Source organism: Xinfangfangia pollutisoli (assembly GCF_020179405.1).
GTDB lineage: Bacteria > Pseudomonadota > Alphaproteobacteria > Rhodobacterales > Rhodobacteraceae > Pseudogemmobacter > Pseudogemmobacter pollutisoli.
Window position 1 is genome coordinate 1 of sequence record NZ_JAICBZ010000072.1, and the last position, 20,651, is coordinate 20,651.

At 68.0% G+C, this 20,651-nt stretch carries 22 protein-coding genes and 1 tRNA gene; 13 read left to right on the top strand and 10 right to left on the bottom strand.

Annotated features, from left to right (window positions below; all coding sequences use genetic code 11):
• Window positions 1–374 (top strand): ATP-binding cassette domain-containing protein (locus tag K1Y73_RS17015; protein WP_225029506.1); only part of this gene is annotated, 374 nt, incomplete at its 5' end.
• Window positions 375–395: 21 nt separating this feature from the next.
• Here K1Y73_RS17015 and K1Y73_RS17020 read toward each other — a convergent pair.
• The 3 genes from K1Y73_RS17020 to K1Y73_RS17030 are packed head-to-tail and all read right to left on the bottom strand — an operon-like array spanning window position 396 to window position 2,115.
• Window positions 396–1,289 (bottom strand): SRPBCC family protein, encoded by an 894-nt coding sequence (locus K1Y73_RS17020; protein ID WP_225029507.1) that lies wholly within the window; start codon window positions 1,287–1,289, stop codon window positions 396–398.
• Complete coding sequence (locus K1Y73_RS17025; RefSeq protein ID WP_225029508.1) at window positions 1,286–1,777, bottom strand: SRPBCC family protein; 492 nt, start codon at window positions 1,775–1,777, stop codon at window positions 1,286–1,288. Before K1Y73_RS17025 ends, K1Y73_RS17020 begins: the two co-directional genes overlap by 4 nt.
• Entirely contained in the window at window positions 1,774–2,115 is a 342-nt protein-coding gene (locus tag K1Y73_RS17030; protein WP_225029509.1) for an ArsR/SmtB family transcription factor, read from the bottom strand. The genes K1Y73_RS17025 and K1Y73_RS17030 overlap by 4 nt, the downstream gene beginning before the upstream one ends.
• A 194-nt stretch (window positions 2,116–2,309) precedes the next feature.
• Here K1Y73_RS17030 and K1Y73_RS17035 point away from each other — a divergent pair, with 194 nt between their 5' ends.
• Window positions 2,310–4,457 (top strand): malate synthase G, encoded by a 2,148-nt coding sequence (locus tag K1Y73_RS17035; RefSeq protein WP_225029510.1) that lies wholly within the window; start codon window positions 2,310–2,312, stop codon window positions 4,455–4,457.
• 208 nt (window positions 4,458–4,665) lie between these two features.
• On the opposite strand, the gene K1Y73_RS17040 is transcribed toward K1Y73_RS17035, so the two are convergent.
• Entirely contained in the window at window positions 4,666–4,893 is a 228-nt protein-coding gene (locus K1Y73_RS17040; protein WP_225029511.1) for a hypothetical protein, read from the bottom strand.
• 142 nt (window positions 4,894–5,035) lie between these two features.
• Window positions 5,036–5,287 (bottom strand): BolA family protein, encoded by a 252-nt coding sequence (locus K1Y73_RS17045; protein ID WP_225029512.1) that lies wholly within the window; start codon window positions 5,285–5,287, stop codon window positions 5,036–5,038.
• Window positions 5,288–5,396: 109 nt separating this feature from the next.
• On the opposite strand from K1Y73_RS17045, the gene K1Y73_RS17050 reads away from it, so the two are divergent.
• Window positions 5,397–6,029 (top strand): J domain-containing protein, encoded by a 633-nt coding sequence (locus K1Y73_RS17050; RefSeq protein WP_225029513.1) that lies wholly within the window; start codon window positions 5,397–5,399, stop codon window positions 6,027–6,029.
• A 150-nt stretch (window positions 6,030–6,179) separates the two neighbouring features.
• Window positions 6,180–7,154, top strand: a complete 975-nt coding sequence (gene cobS, locus K1Y73_RS17055) for a cobaltochelatase subunit CobS (RefSeq protein WP_225029514.1) — start codon at window positions 6,180–6,182, stop codon at window positions 7,152–7,154.
• 125 nt (window positions 7,155–7,279) lie between these two features.
• Here cobS and K1Y73_RS17060 read toward each other — a convergent pair whose 3' ends face one another.
• Window positions 7,280–7,867, bottom strand: coding sequence for an NADPH-dependent FMN reductase (locus tag K1Y73_RS17060; RefSeq protein ID WP_225029515.1), 588 nt, complete (start codon window positions 7,865–7,867; stop codon window positions 7,280–7,282).
• A 194-nt stretch (window positions 7,868–8,061) separates the two neighbouring features.
• On the opposite strand from K1Y73_RS17060, the gene cobT reads away from it, so the two are divergent.
• The 3 genes from cobT to K1Y73_RS17075 all read left to right on the top strand — a co-directional run bounded on the left by cobT (window position 8,062) and on the right by K1Y73_RS17075 (window position 12,297).
• Window positions 8,062–9,933 carry a cobaltochelatase subunit CobT gene (gene cobT, locus K1Y73_RS17065; protein ID WP_225029516.1) on the top strand — a complete coding sequence of 624 codons (1,872 nt, stop codon included), beginning with the start codon at window positions 8,062–8,064 and terminating at the stop codon, window positions 9,931–9,933.
• A gap of 108 nt (window positions 9,934–10,041) precedes the next feature.
• Entirely contained in the window at window positions 10,042–11,835 is a 1,794-nt protein-coding gene (locus K1Y73_RS17070; protein ID WP_225029517.1) for an aminopeptidase P family protein, read from the top strand.
• 105 nt (window positions 11,836–11,940) lie between these two features.
• A complete protein-coding gene (locus K1Y73_RS17075; RefSeq protein WP_225029518.1) occupies window positions 11,941–12,297 on the top strand; it encodes a DUF427 domain-containing protein in 357 nt (118 codons plus the stop codon).
• Here K1Y73_RS17075 and K1Y73_RS17080 read toward each other — a convergent pair.
• A complete protein-coding gene (locus K1Y73_RS17080) occupies window positions 12,294–12,719 on the bottom strand; it encodes a SufE family protein (protein ID WP_225029519.1) in 426 nt (141 codons plus the stop codon). The genes K1Y73_RS17075 and K1Y73_RS17080 overlap by 4 nt on opposite strands.
• A gap of 146 nt (window positions 12,720–12,865) precedes the next feature.
• Here K1Y73_RS17080 and K1Y73_RS17085 point away from each other — a divergent pair, with 146 nt between their 5' ends.
• A complete protein-coding gene (locus K1Y73_RS17085) occupies window positions 12,866–13,315 on the top strand; it encodes a hypothetical protein (protein ID WP_225029520.1) in 450 nt (149 codons plus the stop codon).
• A 111-nt stretch (window positions 13,316–13,426) separates the two neighbouring features.
• Here K1Y73_RS17085 and rnd read toward each other — a convergent pair whose 3' ends face one another.
• Window positions 13,427–14,584: a ribonuclease D gene (gene rnd / locus K1Y73_RS17090; protein WP_225029521.1), complete on the bottom strand. Its 1,158-nt coding sequence runs from the start codon at window positions 14,582–14,584 to the stop codon at window positions 13,427–13,429.
• Between the two features lie 299 nt (window positions 14,585–14,883).
• On the opposite strand from rnd, the gene K1Y73_RS17095 reads away from it, so the two are divergent.
• Both K1Y73_RS17095 and K1Y73_RS17100 read left to right on the top strand, forming a co-directional pair.
• Window positions 14,884–15,246, top strand: a complete 363-nt coding sequence (locus K1Y73_RS17095; protein ID WP_225029522.1) for a YbaN family protein — start codon at window positions 14,884–14,886, stop codon at window positions 15,244–15,246.
• A gap of 192 nt (window positions 15,247–15,438) precedes the next feature.
• A complete protein-coding gene (locus tag K1Y73_RS17100) occupies window positions 15,439–16,422 on the top strand; it encodes a Hint domain-containing protein (RefSeq protein ID WP_225029523.1) in 984 nt (327 codons plus the stop codon).
• Between the two features lie 21 nt (window positions 16,423–16,443).
• Here K1Y73_RS17100 and purN read toward each other — a convergent pair whose 3' ends face one another.
• Window positions 16,444–17,046 carry a phosphoribosylglycinamide formyltransferase gene (gene purN / locus K1Y73_RS17105; RefSeq protein ID WP_225029524.1) on the bottom strand — a complete coding sequence of 201 codons (603 nt, stop codon included), beginning with the start codon at window positions 17,044–17,046 and terminating at the stop codon, window positions 16,444–16,446.
• The gene (purM, locus tag K1Y73_RS17110; RefSeq protein ID WP_225029525.1) at window positions 17,043–18,101 is read right to left on the bottom strand and encodes a phosphoribosylformylglycinamidine cyclo-ligase; all 1,059 of its coding nucleotides are present in this window, start codon (window positions 18,099–18,101) and stop codon (window positions 17,043–17,045) included. Before purM ends, purN begins: the two co-directional genes overlap by 4 nt.
• Before the next feature lie 204 nt (window positions 18,102–18,305).
• Here purM and K1Y73_RS17115 point away from each other — a divergent pair, with 204 nt between their 5' ends.
• The 3 genes from K1Y73_RS17115 (at window position 18,306) to K1Y73_RS17125 (ending at window position 20,265) form a co-directional block, all read left to right on the top strand.
• Complete coding sequence (locus tag K1Y73_RS17115) at window positions 18,306–19,262, top strand: diacylglycerol/lipid kinase family protein (protein ID WP_225029526.1); 957 nt, start codon at window positions 18,306–18,308, stop codon at window positions 19,260–19,262.
• An 8-nt stretch (window positions 19,263–19,270) separates the two neighbouring features.
• Window positions 19,271–20,152 (top strand): metallophosphoesterase family protein, encoded by an 882-nt coding sequence (locus tag K1Y73_RS17120; RefSeq protein WP_225029527.1) that lies wholly within the window; start codon window positions 19,271–19,273, stop codon window positions 20,150–20,152.
• 37 nt (window positions 20,153–20,189) lie between these two features.
• Window positions 20,190–20,265, top strand: a tRNA-Ile gene (locus K1Y73_RS17125).
• Window positions 20,266–20,651 lie beyond the last annotated feature (386 nt).

Genomic DNA, 20,651 nt, shown 5'->3' on the forward strand with positions numbered 1-20,651 from the left:
TGGCCGCCTGCCCGGTGACCGACCTGTCGGGCGGCCAGCGCCAGCTGGTGCTGATTGCCCGCGCGCTGGCGCAGGGCGCCCGCGCGATGATCCTGGACGAGCCGACCGCCAGCCTGGATTTCGCCAACCGCCTGCGGGTGCAGGGCGCGATTGCCGATCTGGCGGCGCGCGGCATCGGGGTGATCCTGTCCAGCCACGACCCCGACCAGGCCGCGGCCCTGGCCGATCAGGCGCTGCTGATCGGGCGCGGGGGCGTCATCGCCAGCGGCCCGCCGGGCCGGGCGATGCGGGCCGAAACCCTGTCGCGGCTTTACGGCGTGCCGGTCCGCCGCCACGCCCTGCCCGAGGGCGGCCAGCATTTTGCCGGGGGCTGAGCCCGCCCCGCCTGCCTGCCCTTACGCCGCGCCAACCACCCGGGCCAGCTTGCCCAGCGTCTGCAGCCCCAGTTCCACCGCGCCAAAGCCCTTTGCGGTCTGGAATTCTTCGGCCGAGGAAAACACCATGCCCAGCGTCACCTTCGTGCCCTCATCGACCGGCTGGAACGCGGCCCAGGCATCGGCATGTTTCGGCCCGTTCTCGCCCCAAAGCAGCTGATAGTCGATCCGCGCCTGAGGCTCGACCAAGGTATAAAGGTGGTGATTGGGATAGACCGTGCCGTCGGGCCCGATCATGTCGAACAGCCATTCGCCGCCCGTCCGCAGGTCGATGCGCTGGGTCCGGCAGGAAAACCCCTCGGGGCCCCACCATTTCGGCAGGCTGTCGGCATTCATCCAGGCGCCCCAGACCCGGTCGCGCGGCGCGCGGATCAGCCGCTCCAGCAGCATGGTCCGCCCCTCGGCCAGCCCGGCCGCATGGGCGCAGAGATGGTCCAGCCCGGCGCCGAAGCCCTGGCGATAGCCGGCTTCCATATCCTCGGCCAGCGACGACAGCTGCACCGTCACCCGCAGCCGGCTGCCCGCGCCCTCGGCCGCCAGATCGGCGGTGACCAATGCGGCCGAAAGCGCCCTGCCCGCGCGGCTGACCAGTTCGGAATTGACGCTGCGCCGGCCCGGCTCGATCGCCAGCCAGCCGATCTCGCAGCGGATGTCGGGCGCGCCCGCCACCTTGCACACCGACACTTCCCGGCCGCCCGGCCTTGTGTCGGCTTCCAGATACACAACCTCGACCGCGGGCGAAGGGGCCGACCAGACCGCCCGCGCCGCCGGATCGGTCCAGGCCTGCCACAGCGTGGGCGGCGGCACCGCGACGTTGCGTTCGAAGCTTAGGGTCGCGAAAGCGCTGCCGGTCATTTCTGCGCCAGCCCCTGTGCATAGGCCTCAAGCTGGGTTGCCACCGTGCCCCAGCCGTCGTGAAAGCCCATCTCGGCATGAGATTTCGCGGTGGCGGCGTTGCGATGCCGCGCCACCGCGGTGTAACGGGTGCGCCCGCCGGGCAGATCCTCGAAACAGACGATCGCCGTCATGAAGGGCTCGGGCGCGGGCTTCCAGCCTTCGCTATAGCCATCGGTGAAAACCAGCCGCTCGCCCGGCACCACCTCAAGATAGACGCCCCTGTTCACCATCAGATTGCCCTCGACCTCGAATGTCGTCTCGCAGGCGCCGCCGACCCGCGGGTCCAGCCGGCACGCGGTCACCCGGTGCGGCTTTGGCACGAACCAGTGAACCAGATGTTCGGGCCGGGTCCAGCAGTCATACAAAAGCCCGCGCGGCGCGGCCAGGTCGCGGGTCAGCACCAGATCCAGATCGGGATCGAAGCCGGGAAGCGTTTCGGGGGTCATTGGCCCTGCTCCTTCATCACTTGCATCACGTAATCCTCCAGCCGGTCAAGCCGGCCCTCCCAAAGAATGCGTTGCTCTTCCAGCCAGCTGCGCAGCGGCGCCAGCGCCTGCGGCACCAGCGCGCAGGACCGCACCCGCCCGTCCTTGCTGCTGTCGATCAGCCCGGCCTGCTCCAGCACCTCAAGGTGGCGCATCACCGTGGGCAGGCGCAGGCCGGTCGGGCGGGCCAGATCGCTGACCGCAGCCGGGCCTTCGGCCAGCCGCGCCAGGATCGCCCGCCGGGTCGGGTCGGCCAGGGCCTGGAACAGGGCCGAAAGGTCGGTATCATGCTTAGCCATGCAGCTAAGTAATCATCCGCCGGCGCGCCTGGCAAGAAAATACTTAGCCAGAAGGCGAAGCTTTCCCATTCTTCGGAAATTCCATAAGCTGCTTTGCGGCAATTGAAGAAAATCACAGGCCCCGCCATGCTTGCCGGGGGCGGGCCCGGGGGCCTAGTGTGTGCCACCGCATACCGAACCCAGAGGAGCGTCGGATGACCGCCCGTATCGACAAGGCCGGACTGCAGGTTGCAGCCGAACTGGCCGCCTTCATCGAAAAGCGCGCCTTGCCCGGCACCGGCATCGCCCCCGCCACTTTCTGGGAGGGTCTGGCCGGGATCGCCCGCGATCTGGCGCCGAAGAACCGCGCGCTTCTGGACAAGCGCGCGGCGCTGCAGGCCCGGATCGACGCCTGGCATGTCGCCCGCCGCGGCCAGCCGCATGATCATGCCGCCTACAAGACCTTCCTGACCGATATTGGCTATCTGTTGCCCGAGGGCCCGGATTTCCAGATCGACACGACGGGCGTGGACCCGGAGATCGCCTCGGTCGCCGGGCCGCAGCTGGTGGTGCCGATCACCAATGCCCGCTACGCGCTGAACGCGGCCAATGCGCGCTGGGGCAGCCTGTATGACTGCCTTTATGGCACCGATGCCATGGGCTCGCCCGCGCCGGCGGGCGGCTATGAAAAGGGCCGCGGCGCGCGGGTTGTCGCCCGGGCCCGGGTGTTCCTGGACGAGGCCTTCCCGATTGCCGGCGCCAGCCATGCCGATGTGCGGCGCTATTACGTCAAGGACGGCGCGCTGCTGATCGACGATCTGCCGCTGGTCGATCCTGCGAAATTCGCGGGCTATCGCGGCAACCCGAAGGCGCCCGACTCGATCCTTCTGCGCAACAACGGGCTGCATGTCGAACTGGTCTTCGACCGGGCGCATTTCATCGGCGCGCGGGATCAGGCCTTGCTGGCCGATGTGCAGCTGGAAAGCGCGCTGACCGCGATCATGGATTGCGAGGATTCGGTCGCCTGCGTCGATGCCGAAGACAAGGTGCAGGCCTATGAGAACTGGCTGGGCCTGATGAAGGGCGACCTGGCCGAGACCTTCCGGAAGGGCGGACGCGAGATGACGCGCCGCCTGAATGCCGACCGCGAATTCCTGGATCCGCAGGGCAGCCCCTTCACCGTCAAGGGCCGCGCGCTGATGTGGGTGCGCAATGTCGGCCATCTGATGACCAATCCGGCGATCCTGCTGCCCGATGGGTCCGAGATCCCTGAAGGGCTGATGGATGCGATGGTCACCGTCACCATCGCGCTGCATGACCTGAAGAAATCCGAAGGCCTGCGCAATTCGCATCAGGGCTCGGTCTATGTGGTCAAGCCCAAGATGCACGGGCCCGAGGAAGTGGCCTTCGCGGCCGAAACCATGGCGCGGGTCGAAACCGTGCTGGGCCTGCCTGCGAACACCGTCAAGCTGGGCATCATGGACGAGGAACGCCGCACCTCGGTCAACCTGAAGGAATGCATCCGCGCCGCGAAATCGCGGGTCGCCTTCATCAATACGGGCTTTCTGGACCGGACCGGCGACGAGATTCATACCTCGATGGAAGCCGGGCCCTTCAGCCGCAAGGATTTCATCAAGCGCAAGGGCTGGATCACCGCTTACGAGAATCTGAACGTCGATATCGGGCTGGAATGCGGGCTGTCGGGCAAGGCGCAGATCGGCAAGGGCATGTGGGCCATGCCCGATCTGATGGCGGCGATGCTGGACGAGAAGATCGCCCAGCCGCGCCAGGGCGCCAATTGCGCCTGGGTGCCCTCGCCCACCGCGGCCACGCTGCATGCGCTGCATTACCACAAGGTCGATGTCTTCGCGGTGCAGAAGCGGCTGGCCAAGGGCGGGCGGCGGGCGCATGTCGACGGCATTCTGGACATTCCGCTTGCCGGCTTCCGCGCCTGGAGCCCGGCGCAGGTGACGCGTGAGGTGGAAAACAACGCCCAGGGCATCCTGGGCTATGTGGTGCGCTGGATCGACCAGGGCGTCGGCTGCTCGAAAGTGCCTGATATCAACGATGTGGGGCTGATGGAGGACCGCGCGACCTGCCGGATCTCGGCCCAGCATATCGCCAACTGGCTGCATCACGGTGTGGTGGGCGAGGCCGAGGTGATGGCGGCGCTGCGGAAGATGGCCGAGGTGGTGGACCGCCAGAATGCCGGCGATCCGCTGTATCGGCCCATGGCGCCCGGATTCCAGGGCGTGGCCTTCCAGGCGGCCTGCGATCTGGTGTTCAAGGGTCGCGTCCAGCCCTCGGGCTATACCGAGCCCTTGCTGCATGAATGGCGGCTGAAGGCCAAGGCCGCGGGCTGAACCCGACCAGATCCTGGCCTGCATACGGGCCTGCGGGGCCGGCTGCGCGGCACTTTGTGTCAGGGTGCGCCGGCCCCGAGGGTTTCGAGAGGGAAACAGGCCCCCGGAACCGGCGCTGTGCAGCGGTGCAAAGTCCCGCGCACATAAGCATGACGCGATAAGCGCGCAGGCGGAGAGGGGGGTGATTCCGCCTGCGGCTCGCGCGACGTCAGCCCATTTGGCTGGTCAGATGGTAGCCGAGGTCCTGGGCGCGCTTGGGGCGCAGATGGACCCAGTTCGCCAAGGCAGCGGGGACCCCGATCAGCAGACCGGCCACGCCCGCGACCGCGAAGGTCGCCCAGCTGTAATAGCCCAGAACCAGTCCGGCGATCACCGCAGCCCCGGCGACGCAAGCCACCCAGAGTGCGATCAGAAGCGTGCGAAGCGGAGGAATCATCGTTCTGTCCTTTCCGTCGACATGAGATCAATCGGTTCGTACAGAAGCAACGCAGGCGCAGCGCCGCGGTTCCCGCCCGCGCCGCCCGACAGAAGATTTAAAAGGCGATCGCCTGGCCCGGGCCGCGCGGCGGGCCGCGCCGTTAGCCCGCGTCGATGGCCAGCGCGTGGATGCGCGCCATCACATCGCCCAGCGCCCGCGTCACCGCGCGGTGCCGCTCGACCCGCGACATCGCCGCCAGGGCCGGCGCGCGGATCTTCAGCGCGAAATGGCTTTCGCCCGTGCCATCGTCGCCGGCATGGCCCGCATGGCGGTGGCTTTCATTCGCGACCTCCAGCAGATCCGGCGCGAAGGCCGCCTGCAGCCGCGTCTCGATCATCTCTTTCACGCGCATTTTTTCCGCCCCCCCTTCAATCCGCGGGCCAAACCCCTAAACTTGGGCGCCCGAGTCGGAAAGACCGCTCGGACACAAGTCGGAAAGTCCCTGAAAGGCCGCCCTGCCCATGCCGAGCAAGTCCCCCTTCGAGTTCGACCTGCGCGTCAGCGCCGACAAGAAGCGCAAATCCGCCGGTCGCCGCGGCGCAGGCGTCGCCGAATCCGCGGCGCGTGCCTGCGATTATGTCGGCTGCAGCAAGCCCGGGGAATTCCGCGCGCCCAAATCGCCCGAGGCGCTGGATCAGTTCTTCTGGTTCTGCAAGGATCATATCCGCGAGTACAACCTGAAGTGGAACTACTTCCAGGGCTCCAGCGACGACGATTTCGCCAAGTTCCTGGAAAAGGACCGGGTCTGGGGCCGCGAGACCAAGCCCTTCTCGCGCAAGGACGATGGCAATGCCTGGGCGCGGATGGGCGTCAACGACCCGATGGAGATCCTGGGCGAGAAGGCCACGCGCAACCCGGGGCCCACGCCGACCTCGGGCGCCACACGCAAGCTGCCGCCATCCGAGCGCAAGGCGCTGGAAATCCTCGATGCGCGCGACACCTGGTCGCGCACCGAAATTCGCAAGGCCTACAAGGGGCTGATCAAGGTGCTGCATCCCGACATGAACGGCGGCGACCGCAGCCAGGAGGAACAGCTGCAGGAAGTGGTCTGGGCCTGGGACCAGATCAAGGACAGCCGCTATTTCCGCGACTAGGCGGTCGGGCGGCCCGCCTGCCCCCGGATCGGGCGGCTGCGCGGCGAAATGTTTCATCTCCGGGGTGGGCGCATCCCCTCCCCTTGCACCCCCCGGCGATATGATCCACAACCTTTCCAGCCCGAAATGCCGCGCAGACTGGACCTGACGATGCTGGATACCGTTATGAAGCCCACCGAAGAAATCTCGGTCCGTGATGTCTTCGGCATCGACACCGACATGAAGGTCAAAGGGTTCGAGACCCGCACCGACCGGGTGCCGGACATCGACCCGACCTATAAATTCGATCCCGACACGACTTTGGCGATCCTGGCGGGCTTTGCCTATAACCGCCGGGTGATGATCCAGGGCTATCACGGCACCGGCAAATCGACCCATATCGAACAGGTCGCGGCGCGGCTGAACTGGCCCTGCGTGCGGGTCAACCTCGACAGCCATATCAGCCGGATCGACCTGATCGGCAAGGATGCGATCAAGCTGGAAGACGGCAAGCAGGTGACGAAGTTCCACGAGGGCATCCTGCCCTGGGCGCTGCGCAACCCCGTTGCCATCGTCTTCGACGAATACGATGCCGGCCGCGCCGATGTGATGTTCGTGATCCAGCGCGTTCTGGAACATGACGGCAAGCTGACCCTGCTGGATCAGAACGAGATCATCACCCCCCACCCGTCCTTCCGGCTGTTCGCCACCGCGAACACCGTGGGTCTGGGCGATACGACGGGCCTGTACCATGGCGTGCAGCAGATCAACCAGGCGCAGATGGACCGCTGGTCGCTGGTGGCGACCCTGAACTATCTGTCACATGATGCCGAAACCGCCATCGTCCTGGCCAAGAACCCGCATTACAACACGGCCGAGGGCCGCAAGAAGATTGGCCAGATGGTGACCGTGGCCGACCTGACCCGGACCGCCTTCATGAATGGCGATCTGTCGACGGTCATGTCGCCGCGCACGGTGCTGAACTGGGCGCAGAACGCCGAGATCTTCCGCAATGTGGGCTACGCCTTCCGCCTTTCGTTCCTGAACAAATGCGACGAGCTGGAACGCCAGACCGTGGCCGAATTCTACCAGCGCTGCTTCAACGAAGAGCTGCCGGAATCGGCGGTCAGCCAGGCGATGAAGTAAGCCCGGCACAGGGCAGATTTGGAAAGGGCGGCTTCGGCCGCCCTTTTTCATGGCTGAGGGGCAGCCGCCGCCAGCAAAAAGGGCGGCCCCGAAGGACCGCCCCTGTTTCCCGACCGGCGCAGGCCTCAGGCCTTGCGGGCGGCCATGGTGGCCTTGGCCCACCACAGAACGTCGTCCAGCGTGGCCTTGGCCGATGCGCCGATCGTGGCTTCGATATCGGCCATGTTGCCCGAACCGCCAAAGCCCGGATGGACCTTGAAGAAATCACCGCCGGCAATGTGAACGGCGCTGCGCGTGGGCACCATCTGCAGCTCAACCGCCATCAGGCGCAGCTGCTCGATCGCGCGGGCGCCACCCATGGCACCGTAGCCCACAAAGCCCGCCACCTTGTGGTTCCATTCGACATAGGCCTGATCCAGCGCGTTCTTCAGCGCGCCGGTGATCGAGCGGTTATATTCGGCCACGACGAAGATATAGCCGTCGAATTCGGCCAGTTTCTTCTGCCACTTGATCGCGACTTCGTTCTTCGAGGGCACCCAGGCGTTCGAGGCCACTTCGTCGAAGAAGGGCAGCGGATAGTCGCGCAGGTCCAGCACTTCGACATCCATGTCGCCGCGCGCCTCGGCCTGCGCCTTGATCCAGGCGGTCGGGATATCGGCGAAACGGGTCGGACGGGTCGAGGAAACGATGATGGCAATCTTCGGCTTGGTCATGGATCTGGTCCCTGGTTTCGGGCAGCACCGCCCGGTGAATGCGACATGCCGAAGATCACCCGACTTCGGCCTTCGCGCAATCCCACAGTCTCGCATCCGTTCTGTGCGGCGCTGCACCGCAAAAGCATTTTGGCCGCACTCCGCCCGCGCGCCTCCTCTTGCCGATCCCTTGCGCCGGTGCGACAGTCGCGGCCATGAGCAAGCCGACCGACAACCCCGCCGATCCCTTCAAGAAGGCCCTCGCCGAGGCGACCCGCACCATGGCGGACGACCCGGAGATGACCGTATCCTACTCGGTCGATCCGCCGGGCATGAACAAGGAAGGCGTGCGCCTGCCCCAGATCAGCCGCCGGCTGACGCGGGACGAGGTGCTGCTGGCGCGCGGCACGGCCGATGCTTTCGCCCTGCGGCGCAAGTTCCATGACGATACGGTCTCGGCCCGCTATGCCCCGGTCGGGCAATTGGCGCGCGACATCTATGACGCGATGGAGACGGCGCGCTGCGAGGCGATGGGCGCGCGCGACATGCCGGGCACCGCCGGCAATATCGACGCCAAGATCGGCGCCGAGGCCGACCGCAAGGGCTATGCCCAGATCACCAATGCGCAAGAGGCGCCGCTGCCGGTCGCCGCGGGCTATCTGGTGCGCAGCCTGGCCACCGGCCGCACCCTGCCCGCCGGCGCCGAGAATGTGATGAACCTCTGGCGCGGCTTCATCGAAGACCAGGCCGGCGGCACGCTGGAAGGCGTCGACGATGCGCTGTCCGACCAGGCCGCCTTCGCGCGACTGGCGCGCAAGGTGATTTCCGATCTGGGCTATGGCGACCAGCTGGGCGACGACCCGGACAGCGCCGAAGAGGAAAACCCCGGCGACAGCGCCGAGGAAGACACCGATCAGCCCGATCAGGCCGGCCAGGAAGACCAGGACAGCGACGAGGCCGATGCCTCGCCCGAGCGCAGCCAGGACGAACAGCAGGACCAGTCGCAGGCCGAAGTCTCGATGGACGATCAGGCCGAAACGCAGGAAGGCGAAGAGGCCGAACTGCCCGAGGGCGAGGCGCCGCTGGAGCCGCCGCCCCCCGCGCCCTATTCGGATGCCGACCCGAATTACACCGTCTTCACCACCGATTTCGACGAAGAGATCAAGGCCGAGGATCTGGCCGAACCGGCCGAGCTGGAACGGCTGCGCGCCTATCTGGACCAGCAGCTGGAGCCCCTGAAGGGCGCCGTGGGCCGTCTGGCCAACAAGCTGCAGCGGCGCCTGCAGGCGCAGCAGAACCGCAGCTGGCTGTTCGATCTGGAGGAAGGCATTCTCGATGCCGGCCGTCTGGCGCGCGTGGTGGCGAACCCGACGACGCCTTTGTCGTTCAAATGGGAAAAGGATACCGAGTTCCGCGACACGGTCGTCACTTTGCTTCTGGACAATTCCGGCTCGATGCGCGGGCGGCCGATCTCGATCGCGGCGATCTGCGCCGATGTCCTGGCGCGCACGCTGGAACGGTGTTCCGTGAAGGTGGAAATCCTGGGCTTCACGACGCGCGCCTGGAAGGGCGGGCAATCGCGCGAACGCTGGCTGGCGCAAGGGCGCCCGCAGCAGCCGGGCCGGCTGAACGACCTGCGCCACATCATCTACAAATCCGCGGATGCCCCCTGGCGCCGGGTGCGGCCCAATCTGGGGCTGATGATGAAAGAGGGACTGCTGAAGGAAAACATCGACGGCGAGGCGCTGGAATGGGCGCATCGGCGCATGCTGGCCCGGCCAGAAGCGCGCAAGATCCTGATGGTGATTTCCGATGGCGCGCCGGTCGACGATTCGACGCTAAGCGTCAATCCGGCCAGCTTCCTGGAAAAGCATCTGCGCGACGTGATTGCGCTGGTCGAACGCCGCCGCGCGGTCGAGCTGATCGCCATCGGCATTGGCCATGACGTCACGCGCTATTACCAGCGCGCGGTCACGATCACCGATGTCGAACAGCTGGCCGGGGCGATGACCGAACAGCTGGCCGGCCTGTTCGACCCCGATCCGCGGGCGCGGGCGCGCATGGCGGGGATCAAGCGCGCGAGCTGAGATCCGACGCGCGCGCCGGGGCTCTGCCCCCTTCGCCAGCGGTCTCGAACCGATGGCGACGCGCTGGCTCAGCCCGGGATATTTAGGAACAGATGAAGGGGCTTCGCGATGTTCCAAAGCTTCGACAGTGCCGCCACGCCCGAACAGGGCCCACCGCGGCTGGCGGATTTGCGGGCGGCTCTGGCGGCCGAGGGGCTGGCCGGCTTCATCGTGCCGCGGGCCGATGCGCATCAGGGCGAATATGTCGCCGCGCGCGATGAGCGGCTGCAATGGCTGACCGGCTTCACCGGCAGCGCCGGCTTCTGCGTGGTGCTGCCCGACATCGCCGGCGTCTTCATCGACGGGCGCTATCGCACCCAGGTCAAGGCGCAGGTCGATCTGGGCGCCTTCACCCCGGTGCCCTGGCCCGAGGTGAAGCCCGGCGCCTGGATCCGCGATCATCTTTCCAGCGGAGAGATTGGTTTCGATCCCTGGCTGCACACGGCCGATGAGATTGCCCGGCTTGAGGACGCGCTTGAAGGAAGCGGCGTAAGTCTGCGTTCCGTCAGGAATTTCGTCGATGCGATCTGGCCGGATCAGCCGGCGGCTCCGCTGGGTCGGGCCTTCGCCCATGCCGATGCGCTGGCCGGTGAGACCAGCGCCCAGAAGCGGGCGCGGCTGGCGGCAGAGCTGCAGGCGGCGGGGCAGCGCGCGGCGGTGATCACCCTGCCCGACAGCCTGTGCTGGCTTCTGAACATCCGCGGCGCCGATGTGCCGCGCAATCCGGTGCTGCATGGCTTTGCGATCCTGATGGACACCGGCCATGTGACGCTGTTTGCCGAAGCGGCAAAATTCGACGATGCGGTCCGCGCGCATCTTGGCCCCGAGGTGACGCTGCGCCCGCCCGCAGCCTTCGTGCCGGCGCTGCATGCGCTGCCGGGCCCGGTGCGGGTCGACCGCGCCACCGCCCCCCTGGCCGTGGCGGATGAGCTGCGCGAGGCCGAGGTGGCGCTGGTCTGGGGCGACGATCCCTGCCGCCTGCCCAAGGCCCGCAAGACCGCCGCCGAAGTGCAAGGCATGCGCGAGGCGCATCTGCGCGACGGGGCGGCGATGGTGGAATTCCTGTGCTGGCTGGATGCGCAGGAGCCGGGCGGGTTGACCGAGATCTCGGTGGTCACCGCGCTGGAAGGCTTCCGCCGCGCGACGAATGCGCTGCATGACATCAGCTTCGACACGATCGCCGGATCGGGGCCCAATGGCGCGATCATGCATTACCGGGTGACGCGGGAAACCGACCGGGCGCTGCGCCGCGACGAATTGCTGCTGGTCGATTCGGGCGCGCAATATCTGGACGGCACGACCGATATCACCCGCACCATGGCCCTGGGCGATCCGGGCGATGAGGCGCGGCTGCAATATACCCGCGTCTTGCAGGGGCTGATCGCGATTTCGCGCGTCCGCTGGCCGGTTGGCCTGTCGGGCCGCGATCTGGACCCGCTGGCGCGCTATGCGCTTTGGGTGGCGGGGCAGGATTTCGACCATGGCACCGGTCATGGCGTCGGCGCCTTCCTGTCGGTGCATGAAGGCCCGCAGCGCCTGTCGCGGATCAGCGAAGTGCCGCTGGAACCGGGGATGATCCTGTCGAACGAGCCCGGCTACTATCGCGAAGGCGCCTTCGGCATCCGGCTGGAAAACCTGATCGTGGTGCAGGAGGCGCCGCCCCTGGGCGACATGCGCAAGCAATTGTCCTTCGAGACGCTGACCTTCGTGCCTTTCGATCTGCGGCTGGTGCTGTCGGACCTGCTGTCCGCGGCCGAGCGCGCCTGGCTGAATGCCTATCATGCCGAGGTGCGGGCCAGGATCGGCGGTCGTCTGTCGCCCGAGGCCGCGATCTGGCTGGAAAGCGCCTGCCGGCCGATCTGAGCCGCCGCTTCCGCCGCCCGGGCCCGGGCCCGGCCGCGCTTTGGCCTTGCGCGCGCCATTTCGCTGGCGCAGCATTGGCCGTGTTTTTGTATCGAGTGTCTCTGTATGGCTGGTTCCTCCGATTCCCCGCAGCTGCATATCCGCCCCGCGGGCGGGCATCATCAGGCCCGCCGCGGCGGTCTGCTGCTGGCCGACAGCGCGCGGGTTCTGGAACTGTGCGAAGGCGACCGTCCGCCGGTGCTGTATTTCCCGCGCGAAGATGTGGCGATGGCGCTGCTGACCCCGCGCCCGCCGGTGCGCGCCGCCAAGGGCGATCCCTGTTTCTATGCGCTGGCGGCTGACACCGGGCCGAAGCCGGGCCCGATCCTGGCCTGGAGCCATGAGGCCCCGCGCGCCACCCTGCGCGCGCTGGCCGGATACCTGGCCTTCGACCCCGATCTGGTCAGCCTGAGTTCAGATTAGCCGCTGGCCCCGCCCTGCGCGGCCGCCGCGGTCTGGCGAATCCGCTCGACCATGGCGCGCAGCCCGTTCGAGCGCTGGGCCGAGAGATGGTCGTTCAGCCCCAGCCGTGCCAGTTCGGCCGGCGCATCGGTGCGGGCCACCTCGGCCAGCGGCAGGCCGGCATAAAGCGCATGCAGGATGGCGATCAGCCCGCGCACGATCATCGCATCGCTGTCGCCTTCGAAATCGAACTTGCCCGCCGCGATCCGCGGCCGCAGCCAGACCTGGCTGGCGCAGCCATCCACCTTGTAGGCGGGCACCTTGAAGGCCGGATCCAGCGGCGGCATCGCCCGGCCCAGCTCGATCACATGGCGATAGCGCTCTTCCCAATCGTCCAGGAATTCCAGCGTCTCGGCGATCTCTTCGAAGGCTTCGGTGGCCATGGCGGGCTCCTTTTCCCCCCTCAGGTAATGCCGGGGCGGCAGAAGGTCCAGAGCCGCGTCGCCGCGCCGGGCGGAGGACTGGGACAGGCAGGCTTTTCAAACCGCGCCGGGTAGGCTAGCCAGAACAGGAAGAGAAGGAGCCCCCGATGAAGCGCCTGACGGTTCTTGTGCTGGTCCTTGCCCTGGCGGGCTGTGGGGCGGTGCGTGACAGCAAGCTGAATCCGTTCAACTGGTTCGGCCGTTCTGCGCCGGTCGAGAAGGCGGCGCTGCCGCAGAAGCCGGGCGATCCGCGGCCGCTGGTGGCCGAGGTGCTGACGATGGAGGTCGATGCGGTTCCGACCGGCGCCATCGTGCGCGCCACCGGGCGGACGCCGACCCAGGGCTGGTGGAATGCCGATCTGGTGGCGCTGCCGATGACCGAAGAGGGCGTGCTGATCCTGGAGTTCCGGCTGTTCCCGCCGGTGGACACGGCCGATGTCAACACGCCGCGCTCGCGCGAGGTGACGGCGGCGATCAGCCTGTCGAATGTCAAGCTGCGCGACGTGCGCCAGATCGTCGTGCAAGGCGCAACCAACGCGCGGGCGGCCGGGCGCTAGGCCGCCGCCCGGGCCTTCGCCGCCCGATCCGGATTTGCGCCAGCCTGGATTTGCGCAAGCCTGGATTTGCATGGGCGCGCGGCTGCGGGCCGCGCGCGCAGGGGCCGGCCCTTACAGCCGCACCACCCGCACTTCGTTGCCACGCGCCGACAGCGCCACCTCGCCCTTGCACAGGCGCAGCGCATCCTCGCCAAAGGCCTCGCGCCGCCAGCCCTGCAGCGCCTCGACATCGCGCAGACCCGCCGCGATCGCATCCAGATCGGCGGCCGAGGCGATCAGCCGCGGCGCCACGCCCAGGCTTTCCGACTTGGCCTTCAGCAGCACCCGCAACAGATCGGCCAGCGCGCCATTGCCCTGCGGCTGATCGGCCGGCTGGTCGACCTTGGGCAGATCCTCGGGCCGCGCCTCAAGCCCGGCCTTCACGGCGGCCAGGATGCCCTCGGCGATCTCGGGCTTGCGGCCTTCGCGCAGCAGCAGCCGCGACCGGCCCAGCTCTTCCAGGCTTTGCGGCCGGGTCGAGGCCAGTTCCAGCAGCGCATCGTCCTTCATCACGCGTGAGCGCGGCACGTTCTGCGCCTGGGCATAGCTTTCGCGGAATCGCGCCAATTCGCGCACCACCGCCAGGAACCGGCCCGAGCTGGTGCGGGTCTTGATCCGCTGCCAGGCCTCTTCGGGCAGGACCGTATAGGTGGCGGGATCGGTCAGGATCGCCAGCTCTTCCTCGACCCAGGCGGCCCGGCCATTCTTCTGCAGCTGTGCCGCCAGCCATTCATAGATCACCCGCAGATGGGTGACATCGGCCAGCGCGTAATCCTTTTGCGCCGGCGACAGCGGCCGGCGCGACCAGTCGGTGAAGCGCGAGGTCTTGTCGAGGCTGGCCTTGGCGATGCGCCGCACCAGGGTTTCATACCCTGCCTGCTCGCCGAAGCCGCAGACCATGGCGGCGACCTGGGTGTCGAACAGCGGATCGGGGAAGACGCCGCCCTCGACGAAGAAGATTTCCAGATCCTGCCTTGCGGCATGGAAGACCTTCACCGTGTCCTTGTGGCGAAACAGATCGTACAGGGGTTCCAGGCTCATGCCATCGCCCTCGATCGGATCGACCAGCACCGCCTCGCCGTCCTTGCCCGGAAGGGCCATCTGGATCAGGCACAGCTTCGACCAATAGGTCCGCTCGCGCAGGAACTCGGTATCCAGGGTCACATAGGGGGCGGCCTTGGCGGCGGTACAGAAGGCGGCAAGCTCTTCGGTCGTGGTGATGGTGCGCATGGGCCCCCTTGGGATCGTGTCACGGGGTCGTCCCGCAGATTTTCCTTCGCTATAGGACTCTGCCGCCAGAAAGAAAAGACTTTCGCGGTTCCGAAGCGGCTGCAACCGCCCCGCACGCGGCGTCATGAGAGGCGGATTGGCCCGGAACGGACCAGAACGGCGCCGAAACAGCAGCGGAACCGGACCGGAAGCCGATCGGCCCGCGGCGATCAGGGGCTTGCATCCCGCCGGCCAAAGCGCCAAGCCTTCTCCAGCCCCGGCCGCCCCTTGCCGCTGTCGCGCCCGGGCAGGTGACCCCTATGCGCACGTTCTGGATGGCCCTTGGCCTGACTTTCCTTGCCGTCGGCCTTCTGGGCGCGGTGCTGCCGGTTCTGCCGACAACCCCCTTCCTGCTGGTCGCCGCCGCCTGTTTCGCCCGCTCGTCCCCGCGGCTGCATCGCTGGCTGCTGGACCATCCGCTGTTCGGCCCGCCGATCCGCGACTGGGAGGAAAGCGGCGCGATCCGGCCACGGGCCAAGGCGCTGGCCGTGACCATGATGGCCGCGGTCTTCCTGATCAGCCTCTGGGCGGGTCTTGGCACGCGCATCCTGATCGCCCAAGGCGTGCTGATGGCCATCGGCGCGGCCTTCGTTCTGAGCCGCCCCTCGGGCCCGCCGCGGTAGGGCGGCGATTTTTCGTCGAAAAATCGGGCACCTGACATGGCCGCGGTTGCGACTGGGCCGAAAAAGGGTTAACAATATCCTGCTGCCAGTCTGGCGATGGGGATCGCCGGGCTCTGCCCATTCAGGGCGTCTCTGTCCCCCGGGACGGATCGGAAAAGACGGAGCAGAAGGCTGGCATCGGTTACCCTTTACTTGCGCGGCGATCAGATCGGCACCTATTCCAGCGCCACGTCCAATGGCAATGGCATGGCCCTGACCGTGACGCTGAAGGGCGTGCAGCCCCTTGGCAGCTCGACCGAGATCTTCCGCGTCGTCGTGAACCAGGTCAACAATGGCGTGGGTTTCTTCCAGAATGGCCAGATGGTCTCGGTCTACAGCTATTCCGAGGCCGATCCGCAGGGCAAGCTGCTGTATTCCTCGCTGAACCCGCAGGACGACATGTTCCAGGGCCGGGCCTCGGGGTCGGAATACCAGGTCTTCTCCAGCCCGTCCCGGGTGCTGTTCGATGTGGGGGGCGTGGGCTCGGGCACGGTGATCTACAGCGGCGCCGAGGGCGAAGCGCTGGGCAACCGCCTGCCCTTCGATGCCCTGGCCCAGACCCCGCAGGAACTGGTGATCTGCTTCACCGCCGGCACGCGGATCCGCACCGCGCAGGGCGCGGTCGAGATCGAGCGTCTGGTCCCCGGCGATCTGGTCTGGACCCGCGACAGCGGCTTGCGCCCGGTGGCCTGGATCGGGCGGCGCAGCATCTGCGGCCTCGGCCGCTTCGCGCCGATCCGCATTGCCGCGGGCACGTTCGGCAATGGCCGGGCGCTGCGCGTCTCGCCGCAGCACCGCATCCTGGTGACCGGCTGGCAGGCCGAATTGCTGTTCGGCGAGCCCGAGGTTCTGGTTGCCGCCTGTCACCTGGTCGATGGCAGCCGCATCCGCCGCGATCCGGTGCCCAGCGTGGACTATGTCCATATCGCCTTCGACAGCCATGAGATCGTCTGTGCCGAGGGGGTGATGGCGGAAAGCCTGCTGCCGGGGCCGATGGCGCTGGCCGCCCTTCCGCGCGAGGCGCGGGACGAGCTGGAGGCGATTTTCCCCGAACTGGCGCTGGGTCAGTCCGCCCTGCCCGCCCTGCGCTGCCTGTCGCGGCACGAAGCCGGCGTCCTGCGCCAGCGCCTGGCCTGAGGCGCTGCGCCGGCCGGCCGCTTAGCCCAGCAGCACCGGCGTCCGGTCGCCCGCCGCGAACCGGCGCAGCACGGCGGGATAAAGCCGATGCTCCATCGCCAGAACCCGGGCGCCCAGCGTCTCGGCGGTGTCGCCGGGCAGAACCGGCACCCGGGCCTGGCCCAGAAGCGGGCCGGCATCCAGTTCCGCCGTCACCTCATGCACCGTGCAGCCCGCTTCGGCATCGCCCGCATCCAGCGCGCGCTGATGGGTGTGCAGCCCGGGATATTTCGGCAGGAGCGAGGGGTGGATGTTCAGCATCCGCCCGGCAAAGCGCTGGACGAAGCCGGGCGTCAGCACCCGCATGAAGCCCGCGAGGCACAGGATATCCGGCTCGGCCGCCAGCAGGGGTTCCAGCAACGCCGCCTCGAACGCGGCGCGATCGCGGCCAAAGGGCCGGTGATCGACCGAAGCCGTGGCCACGCCCAGCGCCGCGGCGCGCGCGAGGCCCGAGGCGGCGGGGTCGTTCGCCAGCACCAGAACCGGCCGCGCCGGATGGTCGGCGCCCATGCTTTCGACCAGCTTCAACATGTTCGAGCCGCCCCCGGAAATCAGGATGGCGACGCGCTTCTGCGCTGGGCTCACAGCAGGCGGCCCTTGTAGACGACCCCCTCGCCCGGGACGATCCGGCCCAGGGTGAACACCTCTTCGCCCGCCTCGGTCAGCAGGGCGGCGATGGCCTCGGCCCGGTCCTCGGCCACGGCCAGCACCATGCCGATGCCGCAGTTGAAGGTCTTCAGCAGCTCGGCCTCGGCCATGTTGGCGGTCTGGGCCAGCCAGCGGAACACCGGCGGCAGGGTCCAGGCGCCCAGGTCGATCTCGCAGGCCAGGCCTTCGGGCAACAGGCGCGGCGGGTTTTCGGTGATGCCGCCGCCGGTGACATGGGCCAGCCCATGCACGCCGCCGGCGCGGATCGCGGCCAGGGCCTGCGTCACGTAAAGCCGGGTCGGCGCCAGCAGGGCCGCGCCCAGCGTGCCGTCGCAGAAGGGCGAGTCGGCATCCCAGCCCAGGCCCGACAGCTCCACCACCTTGCGCACGAAGGAATAGCCGTTCGAGTGAACCCCGTTCGAGCCAAGCCCCAGCAGCACATCGCCTTCGGCCACGCCGCGCGGCAGATCCTGCCCGCGCTCCATCGCGCCCACGGCAAAGCCCGCCAGGTCGAAATCGCCCTTGTGATACATGCCCGGCATCTCGGCCGTCTCGCCGCCGATCAGCGCGCAGCCCGACTGGGCGCAGCCCTGGGCGATGCCTTCGATGATGCGGGCGGCCTGGTCGACATCCAGCTTGCCGGTTGCGAAATAATCCAGGAAGAACAAGGGCTCGGCGCCCTGGCAGACCAGGTCGTTGACGCACATGGCGACCAGGTCGATGCCGATCGTATCGACATTTCCGGTGTCGATCGCGATGCGCAGCTTGGTGCCGACGCCATCGGTCGCGGCCACCAGCACCGGGTCATTGTAGCCCGCGGCCTTCAGGTCGAACAGCGCGCCGAAGCCGCCCAGACCGCCCATCGTGCCGGCCCGGTTCGTGGCCTTGGCGGCCGGCTTGATCCGGTCCACCAGCCGGTTGCCGGCGTCGATATCGACCCCCGCCGCCGCATAGGTCAGCCCGTTGTGTCCTGTGACGCCGCCCTTGCTCATCGCCCGTTTCCCCGCCGTTGCCGGGCCCCGTCTGCGGCCCCCATCCTGGCCCGTGCCGCCAGTGCGGCCCCCATACGCCATCCCGCCCTGCCGCGCAACGCGCGCCGCCGCGATCGCGCCGCCGCGCCCCTTGTGGCAAGGCCCCCGCGCCGGGAACCGCCGCGGTCCGGCCGCGTTTCCCCCCGAGGCAATCGGAGACAGACCATGCAAGGACCCGTGATCGTCCTGGCCAATGCGGGCTCGGGCCGGCAGCAGGCGCGGATCGAGCATCTGGCCGAACCGCTGGCCGCGGCCGGGCTTCAGCCCGAATTGCGGCTGATCCGCCATGGCCATGCGCTGCAGGCCGAGGCGCGGCGGGCGCGCGACCGGGCCGCCACGGTGATCGCCGCGGGCGGCGACGGCACGGTGACGGCAGTGGCCGAGGCGCTGCTGGGCAGCCCGGCGGCGCTGGGGATTCTGCCTCTGGGCACGTTCAACTTCTTCGCCCGCAGCCTGGGCCTGCCGCCCGACCCGGCCGATGCCGCCCAGGCGCTGATCGGCGGCCAGGTCATGGCCGTGCCGGTGGGCGAGGTGAATGGCCGGCTGTTCCTGAACAATGCAAGCCTGGGCCTTTATCCCGCGCTGATCGAGCGGCGCGAGGCGGCCTATGCGCGCTGGGGCCGGTCGCGCGTCACCGCCTATTGGTCGGCGCTGCGGCTGTTGTGCAGCTATGACCGGCCCAGCCGGCTGCGCATCACGGTCGACGGGCGCACCACCCATGTGCGCAGCCCGATGGTCTTCATCGCGCAGAATGCCTTTCAGCTGGACCAGTATGGCATGGCCGAAGGCGCCGATCTGATCCGCGCCGGCCAGCTGGCGATCTATGTCGCGCCCGAATTGCGGCGCTGGCAGTTGCTGGGCTTTGCGCTGAAAATGGCGCTGCGCCGCGCCCGGCCCTATCGCGATTTCACGCTGGAGGGCGGGCAGGACGTGCTGATCGAGACGCGCAGCCCGCGCCGCAGCCTCGCCCGCGATGGCGAGCGCGAGAAGATGCAGGCGCCCTTCCATTTCCGGCACCTGCCCGCGGCGCTGAACGTGTTGGTCCCCGCGGCAGAAGCGGCTAGGATGGCCGGCACCCCAGTCACGGCGCCCGGCACCGCGCCCGGCGGTCTGGCGGCCTGAGGCGGGACATGGCGCGACTTCTTCACCTTTCCGACCTGCATTTCGGCATGATCCGCCCCGGCCTGCCCGAGGCGCTGATCGAACAGGCGCGCGATTGGCGCCCCGATCTGACCGTAGTCTCGGGCGATCTGACCCAACGCGCCCGGCCCGGCCAGTTCCGCGACGCGGCGGCGTTTCTGGCGGCCCTGCCCGGCCCGGTGATCTCGATCCCCGGCAATCACGACATGCCGCTGTGGAACCCGTTCCTGCGGCTTTTCGCGCCCTTCTCGCGCTGGCGCCACTTCATCGCGCCGGGTCTGGAGCCCATGGCCGAGACCGAGACGCTGCGGGTGATCGGGCTGAACAGCGCCGATCCCTATGCCTGGGAACGCGGGCGCATCCGGCCCGGCGCGCTGGCGCGGCTGTCAAAGCGGCTGCGCGCGGCGCGGCCGGGGCAATTGCGGGTGGTGGCGCTGCACCATCCGCTGATCCAGCCGCCGCAATCGGGCAAGGCGCCGATGCCCGGGGTTGAAGAGGCGACCCAGACCCTGGCCGAGGCCGGGGCCGATCTGGTTCTGTGCGGGCATCTGCATGCCTGGGCCGCGGCCCCCTATGCGGTGCGCAATGAGGGTCGGGCGATCCTTTGCGTGCAATCGGGCACCACGCTGTCGACGCGGCTGCGCGGCGGGGCGAATGATCTGAACCTGATCGACTGGCACAGCGGCCAGGACGGGGGCCAGGACGGGGGCCAGGTGGTGATCACCCGCATGGCCGCCCCCGGCGCCGCCCTGCGCTTCACCCCGGCCGAGACCAGCAGCTTCCACCAGCCCGAGCCCCTTCGCGGCTGGCGCCCGCTGCCCATGCCCGAAGCGCAGACAGTTGCAGTCGCCGCCGAAGCGGCGCTCGCTTGACGCGCTGGGATCATCTGCTTACGCAAGGCAGCAGCGTGGGCCTGTAGCTCAATGGTCAGAGCTGGGCGCTCATAACGCCTTGGTTGGGGGTTCGAGTCCCTCCGGGCCCACCATTACTGAAATAGAATTAAGCAAATTCATTTTGTTACGCGAATAGTATCCCATGCCAGAAAGGGCCGCGGGACACAAGCGCAGTCCAGAAAGCGATGCGTGGCTTTGCCGACCGGGCGGAATTTGTGCGGGATCTCGCTATTGTGGGCGATCGCAGAGCCCAGAATATATCCCACGGCGGGGGCCAACGTGGCGTCATTCAGAAGATCGACAAACGACATGAAGGGCGGGGAAGCCGCCTGACGGCACTGCGGTATTGCGCCCACGGTGCCACCACCAAACCGGTCATTCGCGCTCCCCGAGGTTCGGCGGGTAATCCTCCCCATGGTTAAGGGGCTGCATAAGTAGAATTTTCTCGTAGCGTGAGCTGAGGAGATTCGAATGAGAA